Source organism: Pseudomonas sp. TE3910, assembly GCF_056279025.1.
Genome location: NZ_JBWBQN010000001.1, coordinates 4,236,171 through 4,249,843 on the forward strand (window position 1 = coordinate 4,236,171; position 13,673 = coordinate 4,249,843).

10 protein-coding genes and 1 pseudogene are annotated in these 13,673 nt (G+C 62.1%); 4 read left to right on the forward strand and 7 right to left on the reverse strand.

Annotated elements, in window-relative coordinates; all coding sequences use genetic code 11:
- Positions 1-59: 59 nt before the first annotated feature.
- Positions 60-632: pseudogene (locus tag ACZ9H3_RS19320) on the forward strand (methyl-accepting chemotaxis protein); the annotation flags it as partial.
- A 27-nt stretch (positions 633-659) separates the two neighbouring features.
- Here the strand turns inward: ACZ9H3_RS19320 and ACZ9H3_RS19325 are convergent.
- On the reverse strand, positions 660-1,436 hold the full coding sequence (locus tag ACZ9H3_RS19325) for a TatD family hydrolase (protein WP_476222024.1): 777 nt from the start codon (positions 1,434-1,436) through the stop codon (positions 660-662).
- 2 nt (positions 1,437-1,438) lie between these two features.
- Positions 1,439-2,434, reverse strand: a complete 996-nt coding sequence (gene cra, locus ACZ9H3_RS19330) for a catabolite repressor/activator (protein WP_065761151.1) — start codon at positions 2,432-2,434, stop codon at positions 1,439-1,441.
- A gap of 286 nt (positions 2,435-2,720) precedes the next feature.
- On the opposite strand from cra, the gene ptsP reads away from it, so the two are divergent.
- From ptsP to ACZ9H3_RS19345, 3 genes are read left to right on the forward strand one after another with little or no spacing between them, the layout of a single operon-like run.
- Positions 2,721-5,582 carry a phosphoenolpyruvate--protein phosphotransferase gene (ptsP, locus tag ACZ9H3_RS19335; protein ID WP_476222026.1) on the forward strand — a complete coding sequence of 954 codons (2,862 nt, stop codon included), beginning with the start codon at positions 2,721-2,723 and terminating at the stop codon, positions 5,580-5,582.
- A complete protein-coding gene (gene pfkB, locus ACZ9H3_RS19340) occupies positions 5,582-6,532 on the forward strand; it encodes a 1-phosphofructokinase (protein WP_476222028.1) in 951 nt (316 codons plus the stop codon). Before ptsP ends, pfkB begins: the two co-directional genes overlap by 1 nt.
- 2 nt (positions 6,533-6,534) lie before the next feature.
- Positions 6,535-8,268, forward strand: coding sequence for a PTS fructose-like transporter subunit IIB (locus tag ACZ9H3_RS19345; protein ID WP_476222030.1), 1,734 nt, complete (start codon positions 6,535-6,537; stop codon positions 8,266-8,268).
- 6 nt (positions 8,269-8,274) lie between these two features.
- Here ACZ9H3_RS19345 and ACZ9H3_RS19350 read toward each other — a convergent pair whose 3' ends face one another.
- The 5 genes from ACZ9H3_RS19350 to ACZ9H3_RS19370 form a co-directional block, all read right to left on the reverse strand.
- Positions 8,275-9,471: an aminotransferase class V-fold PLP-dependent enzyme gene (locus tag ACZ9H3_RS19350; protein WP_330521957.1), complete on the reverse strand. Its 1,197-nt coding sequence runs from the start codon at positions 9,469-9,471 to the stop codon at positions 8,275-8,277.
- A gap of 16 nt (positions 9,472-9,487) precedes the next feature.
- On the reverse strand, positions 9,488-9,721 hold the full coding sequence (locus ACZ9H3_RS19355) for a DUF3820 family protein (protein ID WP_083199871.1): 234 nt from the start codon (positions 9,719-9,721) through the stop codon (positions 9,488-9,490).
- Positions 9,722-9,835: 114 nt separating this feature from the next.
- A complete protein-coding gene (locus ACZ9H3_RS19360; RefSeq protein WP_476222032.1) occupies positions 9,836-11,329 on the reverse strand; it encodes a GGDEF domain-containing protein in 1,494 nt (497 codons plus the stop codon).
- Between the two features lie 305 nt (positions 11,330-11,634).
- Complete coding sequence (locus tag ACZ9H3_RS19365; protein WP_476222034.1) at positions 11,635-12,924, reverse strand: OprD family porin; 1,290 nt, start codon at positions 12,922-12,924, stop codon at positions 11,635-11,637.
- 257 nt (positions 12,925-13,181) lie between these two features.
- A complete protein-coding gene (locus tag ACZ9H3_RS19370) occupies positions 13,182-13,406 on the reverse strand; it encodes a hypothetical protein (protein WP_330521960.1) in 225 nt (74 codons plus the stop codon).
- Positions 13,407-13,673 lie beyond the last annotated feature (267 nt).

Below are 13,673 nucleotides of genomic sequence, written 5' to 3' on the forward strand. Positions count from 1 at the left end.
ATACCGTCAGTGGGCGCAGCCTGGTGGCGTTGCAGCAAGGCAGCATTGCCCGCCTGGCCAGTGAGATTGATCAATCGGTACAGGTGATCAACCAGTTGGCCAATGACAGCCAGGCCATCAGCCGGGTACTGGAGGTGATCAAGAGCATTGCCGAACAGACCAACCTGCTGGCATTGAACGCGGCTATCGAAGCGGCCCGAGCCGGCGAACAAGGCCGTGGCTTCGCCGTGGTGGCCGATGAGGTGCGAACACTGGCCAAGCGCACTCAGCAATCGACCGAAGAAATCGAGCAGATGATTTCACGCTTGCAGGGTGGCGTGGGCGCTGCGGTCAAGGCGATGGACAGCAGCCATCAGATGGCATCGGGGACGGTGGGCCAGTCCGAGCAGGTGCAGCAGGCGTTGGAGAACATTCTGGGGGCCGTCAGTACGATCGTCGACCAGAACCAGCAGATTGCCGCTGCGGTAGAGCAGCAGACCGCGGTAGCCCATGACATCGACCAGAACATCGTGCAGATCAACCGCGCCGCCGAGCATGCCAGTGACGGCGCGCACCAGACCGAAGATGCCAGCCGGCAACTGTCTACCCAGGTGCTGGAGCTCAAGCGTTTGATTGGGGCGTTTCGGGTCTAGGATCAGGCCCGTTCGCTGTACGAGGGGTTACCAGCCAAATAGCTCACAGGCCGTGAGGCTGCTGGCCTCGGCCAACTGCTCGGGCACAATGCCCATCAGCTCGGCCAGCGCGCTGGCAATCTGTGGCAGGTGTTCCGGGCTGTTGCGCAGCCCGGCAAACATCACCGGTGCCATGTCCGGGGCGTCGGTTTCCAGTACCACGCTGTCCAGTGGCAAACGCGCAATGGTTTTGCGCAGGCGCAGTGCCTGTGGCCAGGTGGCCGCGCCACCCAGGCCGAGCTTGAAGCCCAGCTTGATGTACTCCCTGGCTTCTTCGTAACTGCCGGCAAACGCGTGGATTATTCCACCGCGAGCCAGCTTGTAGCGCTTGAGGGTTGCAATGACCTGAGCGTGGCTGCGCCGTACATGCAGCAGTGCTGGCAGGTTGAAGTCAGCTGCCAGCTGTAACTGGCCTTCAAACAAGGTGTTTTGCCGATCCCGGTCGAGGGTTTCCAGGTAGTAGTCCAGGCCAAACTCACCCACTGCACACAGCTGGCGCGCGCCGTGCAAGCGGTTCAGCCAGTCTTTCAGTGCCAGCAGATCCTCGGCGCGGTGCTCATCCAGGTACACCGGATGCAGGCCAAACGCGGCATACAACTGTGCGTCGCTTTGCACCAGGTCCCAGATCCGTTGCCAGTTGTCCCGATACACCCCCAGCACCACCATGCGCTCGACACCCTGGGCCCGGGCATTGGCCAGCAATGCTGTGCGGTCAGCATCGAAGTCCGGAAAGTCCAGGTGCGTGTGGGTGTCGATCAGGCGCATGGTCAGGCCGCAAAGATTCGCTGTTTGAAGGTCCGGCCAATGGCATGGACACCCGGTGTGTAATCGTTTTTCTCAACCGCCGCCAAAGCCAGTTTCAGCGCCGTTTCGGCGATCAGCCCGTGCTGCTGGGCCATGGCGTTGACTGGCAGTGGCAGGAAGTCCAGCAACTGGGTGTCACCAAAGGTGCCCAGATGCACAGCACGGGAGTCGGCTGGACGGCTTTGCAGTACGTCGAACACGCCCTGCAGCAGCACGTAGGAGGTGGTCACCAGTGCGTCGGGCAGGCGGCCCAGATCGGCCAGCAGTTCGCCCATCAGGCGGCGACCGCAGTCACGGCTGAAGGCCTCGCCCTGATAGTGGCTGATGCTGCCGGTAAAGCCTTCCAGCGCCTGATCGAAGCCACGGGTACGGGCCTGGCTGACGCTCAGTTCGGCACGCGCACCAATCAGGGCGATGTGCTTGGGCGCCGATTCCAGCAGGCTGCGGGTCAACTGCAGGCTGGCGTTCTGGTCATCACTGACCACCGAGCAGAAATGCGCGGCGTCCAGCGTACGGTCGATGGCAATGATCGGCAGGCCTTTAGCCTGCAATTGCCGATAGCTGTCGTCGTCTTCTGGCAGGCAGGTGGCGACAAACAAGGCATCACAACGGCGTGCGCGGAACAACTGCTGCAACTGCCGCTCGCTCTCGGGGTTGTCGTCGCTGCTGGCGATCAGCAACTGATAGCCCTGGGCGCGGGCGCCTTGCTCCAGCCGTTTGGCGATGCACGCGTAGGAGGGGTTTTCCAGATCAGGCAGGATGAACCCCAGGGTGCGCGTGTGTCTGCTGCGCAGGCCCGCGGCCTGTGGGTTGGGCGTGAAGCCATGTGCATCGACCACTGCACGCACCCGCTCTACAGTACTGTTACTGATGCGTTGCTGTTCGGCCTTGCCATTGATGACATAGCTGGCGGTGGTCACAGACACACCGGCCAGGCGAGCGATATCGCTGAGTTTCACCGAATTATCCTTGTTATTACCAGGTCTTGGCTGCGAAGCCTGACTGGGTAGTTTCGCCGATCTCATCGCAGTAGCGCAGACGACTATTGTCGCAGTTGCCCGACAAGATGGGGCTTCATAGATCGCAGATTATCGAGTAACGTGATCGTCATTATAGATTAAACGTTTCAGCTGGCGCTTTTTCTGCCCTGCTAGCCACCGGCGCCAAGGCCAGACCTCTGAGGACTGTGCTGAAATATCCACAACAATACCTCGGCGCCCACCTGGCGCTGCAAAGGAGAGGGTCATGCTCGAGCTCACCGTAGAGCAGATATCCATGGGCCAGACGGCTGTGGATAAACCGGCCGCACTGCAACTGTTGGCGGACCTGCTGGTCGCTGACGGGTTGGTCGCCGAAGGTTACCTGGCCGGGTTGCAGGCCCGCGAGACACAAGGCTCGACCTTTCTTGGCCAGGGCATCGCCATTCCCCACGGCACTCCACAGACCCGCGACCTGGTGCATACCACCGGCGTGCGGCTGTTGCAGTTTCCCGACGGTGTGGACTGGGGCGACGGTCAGAAGGTTTACCTGGCCATTGGCATCGCCGCCAAATCCGATGAGCACCTGCGGCTGCTGCAACTGCTGACCCGGGCCTTGGGTGAAACCGACTTGGGTGAGGCGCTGCGCCGTGCCTCCTCTGCCGAGGCACTGTTGAAATTGCTGCAGGGCGCACCGCAAGCGTTGGCGCTGGATGCTCAACTGATCGGCCTTGGCGTGCCGTCGGAAGATTTCGAGGAGCTGGTCTGGCGCGGCGCACGCCTGCTGCGGCGTGCCGAATGCGTGGGGAACGGCTTTGCGGCGGTGCTCCAGCAAGTCGAAGCGTTGCCACTGGGCGATGGGCTTTGGTGGTTGCACAGCGAGCAGACGGTGCGGCAACCGGGCCTGGCGTTCGTGACCCCGGCACAACCGCTGCGTTACCTGGGCCAGCCCTTGAACGGGTTGTTCTGTCTGGCCAGCCTGGGCGAAGCCCATCAGGCGCTGCTCGAACGTTTATGCACACTGCTGATCGAAGGCCGTGGCCAGGAGCTGTTCCGCGCCACCAGCAGCCGCACGGTATTGGAAGTATTGGGTGGCGAAGTGCCGGTCGACTGGCCCAGCGCACGCATTACCCTGGCCAATGCCCATGGCCTGCACGCGCGCCCGGCCAAGATCCTTGCGCAGTTGGCCAAGGCCTTTGAGGGCGAAATTCGCCTGCGCTTGCCGGAAACCGGTCAGGTTGCCGTCTCGGCGAAGAGCTTGAGCAAGCTGCTCAGCCTGGGTGCTCACCGTGGGCAGTTGTTGGAATTCATCGCCGAGCCAAGCATTGCGGCTGACGCGTTGCCGGCCTTGCTGGCCGCAGTGGAAGAGGGGCTGGGCGAGGAGATCGAGCCGTTGCCGACTCTTGCGCCCGAGCCTGTGGTTGCCGAGGTGATACAACCGCTGGTTCAGGCCCCGGTGGCAGGTGCGTTGATTCAAGGGGTGGCGGCCGCCCCTGGAATCGCCAGCGGCCCGGCGCATGTCCAGGTGTTGCGCGAATTCGACTATCCACTGCGCGGTGAATCACCTGCAGTGGAGCGCGAGCGATTGCAGCAGGCGCTCGCGGCCGTACGTGAAGATATCGACGGGGTGATCAAGCGCAGCCAGGCCAAGGCGATCCGTGAAATCTTCATCACCCACCTGGAAATGCTCGACGACCCCGAACTGGGCGATGAGGTTGAACAGCGTCTGCGCCAGGGCGAAAGCGCCGAAGCCGCGTGGATGGCGGTAATCGATGGCGCAGCCCGACAGCAGGAAGCCCTGCACGATGCCCTGCTCGCTGAACGTGCCGCCGACCTGCGCGACGTCGGTCGCCGGGTGCTGGCTCAGTTGTGTGGCGAGGCCGATGTAGCCTTGCCGGACGCGCCTTATGTGCTGGTCATGGAAGAGGTTGGGCCTTCCGATGTCGCCCGGCTTGACCCGGCCCGTGTTGCCGGCATTCTTACCGCCCGCGGGGGCGCTACCGCGCACAGCGCCATTGTTGCCCGTGCGCTTGGCATTCCTGCGGTGGTGGGGGCGGGGGCGTCAGTGTTGTTGATTGCCCAAGGCACGCCGTTGCTGCTCGACGGCCAGCGCGGACGTTTGCATGTGGCGCCCGAGCCTGCGCTGTTGCAGCGCTCCCTGGCCGAGCGTGATCGTCGTGAACAGCGTTTGCAGGCCGCCCGTGCGCGTCGTCTGGAACCGGCGCACACCCTGGATGGGCACGCGATCGAAGTCTTTGCCAACATCGGTGAAAGCGCAGGTATCGCGGCGGTGGTCGACCACGGAGCCGAAGGCATCGGCTTGCTGCGCACTGAGCTGATTTTCATGGCCCACCAGAGCGCGCCCGATGAAGCGACTCAGGAGGCGGAGTACCGCAAGGTGCTCGATGGTCTCGACGGGCGGCCACTGGTGGTGCGAACCCTTGATGTCGGAGGGGACAAACCGTTGCCCTACTGGCCGATCGAACAGGAAGAAAACCCGTTCCTCGGTGTACGCGGTATTCGCCTGACGCTGCAACGGCCGCAGATCATGGAGAGCCAGCTGCGGGCCCTGTTACGCGCCGCCGACAACCGCCCGCTGCGGATCATGTTTCCGATGGTCGGGCAGTTGGAGGAGTGGCGCGAAGCGCGGGCGATGGTCGAGCGCCTGCGTCAGGAAATCGAGGTCAGCGACCTGCAGGTAGGGATCATGATCGAAGTGCCTTCGGCGGCCATACTGGCGCCGGTGCTGGCCCGTGAAGTGGACTTCTTCAGCGTCGGCACCAATGACCTGACCCAGTACACCTTGGCCATTGACCGTGGTCACCCGACGCTTTCCGCCCAGGCCGATGGCCTGCACCCTGCGGTACTGCACTTGATCGACACGACGGTGCGTGCAGCCCATGCCCACGGCAAGTGGGTCGGGGTATGCGGCGAACTGGCGGCCGACCCACAGGCGGTGCCAATCCTGCTGGGCCTTGGGGTGGATGAACTGAGCGTGGCGGCGCGCAGCATCGCCGAGGTCAAGGCTCAGGTACGTGAACTGAATTATGAACACACCCGGCAGTTGGCGCGTGACGCGTTGGCTCAGGGTAGCGCCGCCGATGTGCGGGCGCTGGTGGAGATACTCTGATGGCCAAGATCCTGACGCTGACCCTAAACCCGGCACTGGACCTCACCGTTACGCTGGAGCACTTGCAGCCGGGCACCGTCAACCGCAGCAAAGGCCTGCAGGCTCATGCCGCTGGCAAAGGGCTCAACGTGGCTCAGGTGCTGGCCGACCTGGGGCACCAGGTGACAGTAAGCGGTTTTCTGGGGGCGGATAACCTTCAACCGTTTGAGGCGCTGATGGTACAGCGTGGCTTTGTTGACGGCTTCATTCGTGTTCCGGGGCAGACCCGTAGCAATATCAAGCTGGTCGAAGGCACAGGGCGGGTGACGGACATCAATGGCCCGGGGCCGGAGGTCAACGAATCGGCCTTTGTGGCGCTGCTGGAGCGTCTTGAGCACATCGCACCGGGGCATGACGCCGTGGTCGTGGCCGGTAGCCTGCCGCCTGGCGTCACCGTGCTGTGGTTTGCACAACTGCTTGCCCGCCTCAAGGCCTTGGGGCTGAAGGTGGCGCTGGACACCAGTGGCGAGGCCTTGCGGGCCGGCCTTGCCAGCATGCCGTGGTTGGTCAAGCCCAATACCGACGAACTGGCTGAAGTACTGGAAACGCCGCTGCACAGTTTTACCGAGCAACACGCCGCAGCGCGCCGTTTGCTGGACCTGGGCATTGAGGAAGTGGTGATTTCTCAAGGGGCCGAGGGCGTTACCTGGTTCAACGCCCAGGCCACCTTGCACGCCTCGCCGCCCCGCGTGAAGGTCGCCAGTACCGTGGGTGCCGGTGATTCGTTGTTGGCGGGCATGGTCCACGGGCTGCTGACTGGCGACGACGCCAAGACCACCTTGCGGCGGGCAACTGCCATTGCGGCCATGGCCGTGAGCCAGATCGGCTTTGGCATTACCGACCCACAGTACCTCGTGCAGTTGCAGCGTGAGATCCGTATCCACACCCCGGCAGCAGAACAAGAGGGTTGAACATGAAACTGGCGATTGTCACGGCTTGTCCCAACGCCATGGTCTCCAGCGTGCTCAGTGCACGCTTGTTGGAGGCTGCGGCCCGCCGCCAGGGCTATGGCACCAGCGTCGAAGTTCACGACCCGGCACACCCTGAGCGGCAACTTCAGGCGGCGGATATCGAAGCGGCTGACTGGGTTCTGGTGGTCAGCAGCGGCCCGCTGGACCTGCAACGGTTTGCCGGCAAGCGGTTGTTCCGCAGCACCCCATCGCAAGCGCTGCAGGATGTCGATCATTTCTTGCGTGAGGCGGCCCAGAAGGCCGAGGTTTATCAGCCGGTGGTCGAGGCTGCGGCGCCCGTCGTACAGGGCAAACGCATTGTCGCCATCACCGCCTGCCCGACCGGTGTGGCTCACACCTTTATGGCCGCCGAGGCGTTACAGCAGGCCGCGCAGCAACTGGGTTACCAGCTTGAAGTGGAAACCCAGGGTTCAGTCGGCGCCCGCACACCGCTCAGCGCCCAGGCGATTGCCGACGCGGATGTGGTGTTGCTGGCCGCCGATATCGAAGTGGCCACCGAGCGTTTTGCCGGCAAGCGGATCTACCGCTGCGGCACTGGCATTGCCCTGAAACAGGCGCGCGCTACCCTGGATAAAGCGTTGGCCGAAGGCAAGCAGGAGTCGGCGTCGGCTGCCGGGCAGGCTGCACCGGCCAAGGGTGAGAAGACCGGTGTCTACAAGCACCTGCTGACCGGTGTTTCGTTCATGTTGCCGATGGTGGTGGCAGGTGGTTTGCTGATCGCTCTGTCCTTTGTTTTCGGTATCGAGGCGTTCAAACAGCCAGGCACGTTACCGGCGGCGCTGATGCAGATCGGTGGTGAGGCGGCCTTCAAGCTGATGGTGCCGTTGCTGGCCGGCTACATCGCCTACTCGATTGCCGACCGCCCAGGCCTTGCGCCGGGCATGATTGGCGGCTTGCTGGCCAGCACCCTGGGTGCCGGGTTCATTGGCGGCATCGTCGCCGGTTTTCTTGCCGGGTACAGCGCCAAGGCCATCAACCGCTGGGCGCGACTGCCCAGCAGCCTGGAAGCACTCAAGCCGATCCTGATCATTCCGTTGCTGGCCAGCCTGTTCACGGGCCTGGTGATGATCTATGTGGTCGGCCAGCCAGTGGCGCAGATGCTCGCGGGGCTGACCCATTTCCTCGACAGCATGGGCACCACCAATGCCATTCTCCTCGGCATCCTGCTGGGCGGGATGATGTGCGTTGACCTTGGCGGGCCGATCAACAAGGCTGCGTATGCGTTTTCCGTGGGGCTGTTGGCCTCGCAGAGTTATGCACCGATGGCTGCGACCATGGCGGCGGGTATGGTGCCGCCGATCGGGCTGGGTATTGCCAGTTTTATCGCACGGCGCAAGTTTGCCCAGAGTGAGCGAGAAGCGGGCAAGGCCGCCTTGGTGCTGGGGCTGTGCTTCATTTCCGAAGGCGCAATTCCGTTTGCGGCCAAAGACCCGCTGCGGGTGATTCCCGCCAGCATTGCCGGCGGGGCGTTGACCGGTGCCTTGTCGATGTACTTCGGTTGCAAGCTGATGGCACCCCATGGCGGGCTGTTCGTGCTGTTGATCCCGAACGCCATCAACCACGCGCTGCTCTACCTGTTGGCGATTCTCGCCGGTAGCCTGTTGACCGCCGTGTTGTACGCGCTGCTCAAGCGCAGCGACGTTGCCGAGTTGGCGGTCGAGCCGGTCAAGGCCTGAGGGGGCTCAGGCCAGTTCGTGCAGGGCGCGGACCAGCGCCTGGATATCGTCCGGTGTTGTCGTGAAGCCGGGCGTCACCCGAATGCACGGTCCGCAGGCTGAGCCATCGCGGGCCACGGTGAACAGGTTGTGCTCGTCCAGCAGGCGCCGAACCATGGCCGGCTGGTCAGGCTGGCGGGTAAAGCGCAATGAGGTGATGCCGCAGTACAGGCGCGGATCGTCCGGGGTCAGCACTTCGATACCGGGCAATGCGCGCACCTGCTCAACCCAAAGGTCACGCAGGTAACTCAGGCGTGCCCCTTTTACGCTGGCGCCACCCATGGCCCGGTGCTCTTCAAATACAGTCGGCAAGGTCATCCAGGCAGGAATGTTCGGCGTGCCGTACGGCGCCCGTGAGCGGATGTCATCGCGTTGGTAACTCGCCTCGCTCATGTCGGGGTCGATGGCCTGCAGGCGTTCTTCGGCGATGTACAACACGCCCAGACTCAGCGGCGCGCCGATCCACTTCTGCAGGTTGAAGGCGGCGAAGTCGATGCCTAACTGATCCAGTCTGAAGTCCACCAACCCCAGGGCATGGGCACCGTCGAGCATGACCTCGACACCGTGTGCTCGGGCACAGGCGGCAATGGCCTGCACCGGCATCACCAACCCGGTGCGGTGGGTCACATAGGTGAGGGCCATCAGCTTGAGTCGAGGGTAGCGCTCGAACGCCTGGCGGTAGCTGTCAAGCAGGTTGTCGAAAGTGGCCGGGTGCGGATGACGGATTTCGATCACTTCCACACCACGGTGGTGCGCCAGCCAGCGCATGGCGCGCTGTACGCTGTCGTATTCAAGATCGCTGATCAGTACCTGATCGCCTGGGCGCAGGCCGTTGTAGTTGCGGATCAGCGACAGCATCGATGCCGATGCGCTTTGCGTCAGGGCCACCGTGTGTGCTGGAACCTGCAACAGTTCAGCCAGGGCGGCGTGGATCTGCAGGGTGCCTACCTGATCGAACTGCTGACGCACCGGCAGTGAATTGCCCCGGTTGATCGCCATGATATGCGCTTGGTAGCGCTCGGCGACCGTACGTGTCATGCGACCGAAGTAGCCGTACTCAAGGTTGATCGGCCCAGGCTCGATGTCGTAGCGCGAGGCAACGTTTTGCCAGTAGCCCTCGTCGCGGGCCAGAAGGGAGGGCTCAGACTGGGGCAGGTGCTTCATGCGCAGGCTCGCTGTGTCAGGGGCGGGGGCGTGGGTGTTTTTTACGCAGGGGAACGAGCAAGTCCGACAGACCGTTGTGGTCGACTTCATGCATCAGTGCCAACAGGCTGCCCAACTCGCCCTTTGGAAAGCCTTCACGGGCGAACCAGTTCAGGTACTGGCCGGGCAGGTCCGCGATCAAGCGGCCTTTGTACTTGCCGAAAGGCATTTCGCGGGTGACCAGCAGTTCAAGGGCTTCGGGGTTCATGATGCGGCAACAACCTGTGACGTCGAGGGCACGACGATACAGGCATTCGACAGGTGCGCCAAAGGACAGATCCCGTCGAAAAACAGCATACAGATTTGCCCCCGGCCGGCGCTGAGGCTAAACGACCTGATTGCGGCCGTTGTGCTTGGCTTGGTAAAGCGCCTCATCGGCAGCCCTCAACAACGCGTCGAGGCTGTGCTGCGGGCAGTCTGGCGCGTGGGTGGCAACGCCGATGCTGACAGTTACCGGCTGCACATCGTTGGCGTACGGCGGTTGCATTTCGATCTGGCGGCGCAGGTTCTCGGCCAGTTGATGGGCGCCCAGCGTATCGGTTTCCGGCAGGATGATCAGAAACTCTTCGCCGCCATACCGGGCGGCAAGGTCTGCTGGCCGACGGATGCAGCGCTGGATGGTCGCGGCCACTTTGCGCAGTGCCTGATCGCCGCCCTGATGGCCGTGCCGCTCGTTGAAGGCCTTGAAGCGGTCTACGTCCACCATCAGCACCGACAAGGGGCGGGCGTTGCGTTTGGCCCTGGCCCATTCCTGGCGTAGCACCTGGTCCAGGCGCCGCCGGTTCGGCAGGTTGGTCAGGCTGTCGGTGGCGGCGAGGGTGGCCAAGCCTTGTTCGGCATCCTGGCGGCGGCGCAGCTCGCGACCCAGCAACAGCGTGAGCCAGAGAATGCCGAGGCACAGCACGCCTGTTGCGGTACCCACGACCAGTGCGGTTCGCAGCCACGATGCGAATACTTCTTCAGTGGGCAGGGCCACGACCACCATCAATGGCAGGTCGGTGACCCGGGAAAAGGTGAACAGACGTTCTTTGCCATCCAGTGACGAGGCTGCGCTAAAGCTGCCTTTGCCTGCTTGCATGGCGCGTTGGAAGTTCGGCTCCTGACTGAAGTCCTTGCCCACCAACTGGCGGTTGTCCACCGCCGAGTGCCGGGCGAGCAGTACGCCGTTGGTATTGATCAGGTTGATGCTGCCTTCCTGGCCGATGTCCAGGCGCTGGAACAGCTCGTCGAAGTACGACAGGCGCAATGCACCGGCGGCGACGCCAGCAAATTCGCCATGGATGTCCGAGATCCTGCGGCTGAAGCCAATGCACCAGTCCAGGTCGCCAAGCCGTGCCTTGAACGGTTGGCTGATCAGCAGGCCCAGGCCAGGGTTTGCCCGGTGATCCTGGAATACCTTGCTGTCGGCAAAGTTGGCACTGCGTGGGGTCGTGCTGTTGGAGTCAGCGACCACATCGCCATTACTGTCGAGCCAAAGGATGTCGCCGCGCAATGGCACACTGAAGGCCTGGTTGAACAGCACCTGGTGGCGCAGTTCAGGCGGGATCGTCAACAGCTCCGGGCGCTGTGCCGCCCAGATCAGGCCCCGCAAGGACAGGTTGTAGAGTTCTACGTTGCGCACAATGTCGGTGTCGATCAACTGCACGATGTTGCGTGCCGAGCGAACGGCGGCCTGCTCGACGTTCGCACGTTCGCGCATCAACAGGAACGTGACGATAGCAACGATCGCCAGAACCGTCAGGCAACTGCCTAGGTTAAGAACCAGTTCCGGATGGCTTCGGTACAGGGCAGATCGTTGAGGCCGGGTGCGCGAAGTCATGGTTGCCAGTGTTTGACCATAGGTCATGAGCAAGAGGGAGTGCACGGAGGGTGCGCGGCGGCGTATTTTAGGGGTGTGTGTATTGTCGGACAAGATCTAAGGTTATGCATGTCGCTACCTTGTCAGGTTCAACAGATGAACGGCGGGTGCCTTTTGGTGCGTAGGTCTCTGCAGGTGCAGGTTGTGCCTGCGATACGGGCGCTGTGTACGTGCTGGCGCCCGAACGCTCCCATCGCAGGCAAGCCTGCTCCAACAAGGCTATTGCAGCCCCGAAGGCATGACTGGCTCGCCTGCGATGCCGCAGGTTAGAAAATGTTTAGCGGATACTCGACGATCACACGGTATTCATCGACGTTGTTATCCACCTGCGAATAGCCCTGGCTACCCCGGTGGGCGGCCCAGCGCAGCAGGACGGAAAGGTCCTTGAGGTTGCCTTCCTGGAACACGTACTGCAGGTCGATGTCGCGCTCCCAGTGCTGCGCGTTCTTGCCATCGGGGTTGTACCAGGTTTCGCCGTAGCCTGCGCTGTTCGGGTCGACTTTGGTCAGGTCCAGCTCACCGCGTGAGTAGGACACCACCGAAGTCAGGCCGGGTACGTCAAGGCCCGCGAAGTCATACGCGTACTTGAGCTTCCAGGAGCGCTCGTTGGGGCCGTTGAAGTCCGAGTAGATCTGCGAGTTGTCCAGGTAGATGCTGTCGCCCTGGGTGATGTAGTCGAACGGGGTGTTGCCGTTGACGCGCTGATACACCGCGGTGATCGCATGAAAACCGATACCGACGGTGAAGTGCAGGCTGTAGGTGTTGTTGTCGATGTTGCCCAGCAGCGCATCGCCCGTGTCCTGGGTGTGATAGAAATGCACGCCCGGGTTGAGCCTGACCAGATCGTTCACCTGATAGGTGTAATCGATGTCGGCGTAGTACTGGTTCCAGATGTCCTTGAGTTCCGCGGCATACAGGCTGGCGGTGAGGTTCGGAATCGAACTCCAGGCTACCCCGGCCCAGTTCAGGTGGCGGCTTTCGCGGTCGTCTGGCAGTTCGCCATAAGAGGTGCCGATGCGGCTGTGCCCGCTTTGGTTGTAGAGCTTGGTGAAGCTGGCCTGGCCGGCGTCGAACATCAGGCCGTCGAGGCTGTTGTTGGTCAGGCTGACCCCGCGAAAGGTCTGCGGCAACATGCGGCTTTCGCCCCCGGCGATCACCGGGTTGTTCAGGAACAGGTCACCGGCCTTGAGCTCGGTGTCGAAGGCCTTGAGCTTGAGCGCCGCCCCTGCGGTCGAGAAGGAATCCGGAGCCTTGCCGTACTCGTAACCTTCTTTGCTGGTACTGCTGACCGGCAGGATGCTGGAGTTGCCGGTACCGCCACCACCATCGAGCTTCAGGCCGAGCATGGCATGCGCATCAAGGCCGAAGCCGAGTAGGCCTTGCGTGTAGCCCGACTCAAACTTGCCAATGAAGCCCTGGCCCCACTCCTTGTTATCGCGCTGGCCTTGCGAGAGCTGGTTGCGATTCATGTAGTAGTTACGGCTAAGCAATTTGAGGCTGGAGCCTTCGATGAAACCTTCAGCGGGTTCGTCGTCTGCTTGGGCTGTGAAAGGCATCGTTGCAGCCAGTGCAACGAATAGTGGTGTGAATCGTAAAGCAATGCTCACCGTGGTTAACTCCTTGGGTGAAGGTGTGGCTGTTTTTTATTGTGCGAAACAACGACCGTCAGGGGGTAAGGACGATCAGACTCAGGCACTTTTTACCGCGCCAAAAAAAGCCGCTGATCAGCAGCGGCTTTAGACGAAAACCGCACCGGTGAATGCATCACCGGTGCGGTTTTCGGGGGGAGAGCAGAGGGGGCGCTGGGCGCCTGTCAGCTGTCGCTACGGTCACTCGCCGAAACCTTGGACGCTGCGTTTTTCTGGGTTTCCAAGCGGTCTTTACCCTGTTCTGCAATCGCGTGGCGAGCGTTGTCGAGTGCGGCGGCGCGGGCGGCATTCTGAGCCACGAACGCTTGCGACTCTTCGGCCATTACGACCGGCGACAACAACAAAGAAGACAGAACAAAAACGCTGGCAATACCCATACTGTTGGACATTTCGACAAACCTTCTTGCAGAGCAAGTGCTAGTTAGGTGTACATAAATTAGTCGGAAATGTTCGAATGAAACAGAGAGTATTCGGATAAGAACTGTTGCATTTTCGGTAAAAATGGCGGAGGCGCGTGTCTGTCCTGGGCGATGTGACTGATCAGTCTGTGAGCATCTTTCGGCTGACAACGCGAGTATGGCCATTTGCCAATATCCTGCTCCAAGTCAATGTTTCAGAAAAAAAACACCTTAGAGTCGAACGCCCTGCCGATTTTC

What these genes read in the sequence shown, in the direction of transcription:
- ACZ9H3_RS19325 (WP_476222024.1), bottom strand. Translation starts at nt 1,436, where the DNA reads ATGCGCCTGATCGACACCCACACGCACCTGGACTTTCCGGACTTCGAT.
- ACZ9H3_RS19350 (WP_330521957.1), bottom strand. Translation starts at nt 9,471, where the DNA reads ATGAAGCACCTGCCCCAGTCTGAGCCCTCCCTTCTGGCCCGCGACGAG.
- ACZ9H3_RS19365 (WP_476222034.1), bottom strand. Translation starts at nt 12,924, where the DNA reads ATGCCTTTCACAGCCCAAGCAGACGACGAACCCGCTGAAGGTTTCATC.
- ACZ9H3_RS19360 (WP_476222032.1), bottom strand. Translation starts at nt 11,329, where the DNA reads ATGACTTCGCGCACCCGGCCTCAACGATCTGCCCTGTACCGAAGCCAT.
- ACZ9H3_RS19345 (WP_476222030.1), top strand. Translation starts at nt 6,535, where the DNA reads ATGAAACTGGCGATTGTCACGGCTTGTCCCAACGCCATGGTCTCCAGC.
- ACZ9H3_RS19370 (WP_330521960.1), bottom strand. Translation starts at nt 13,406, where the DNA reads ATGTCCAACAGTATGGGTATTGCCAGCGTTTTTGTTCTGTCTTCTTTG.
- pfkB (WP_476222028.1), top strand. Translation starts at nt 5,582, where the DNA reads ATGGCCAAGATCCTGACGCTGACCCTAAACCCGGCACTGGACCTCACC.
- ptsP (WP_476222026.1), top strand. Translation starts at nt 2,721, where the DNA reads ATGCTCGAGCTCACCGTAGAGCAGATATCCATGGGCCAGACGGCTGTG.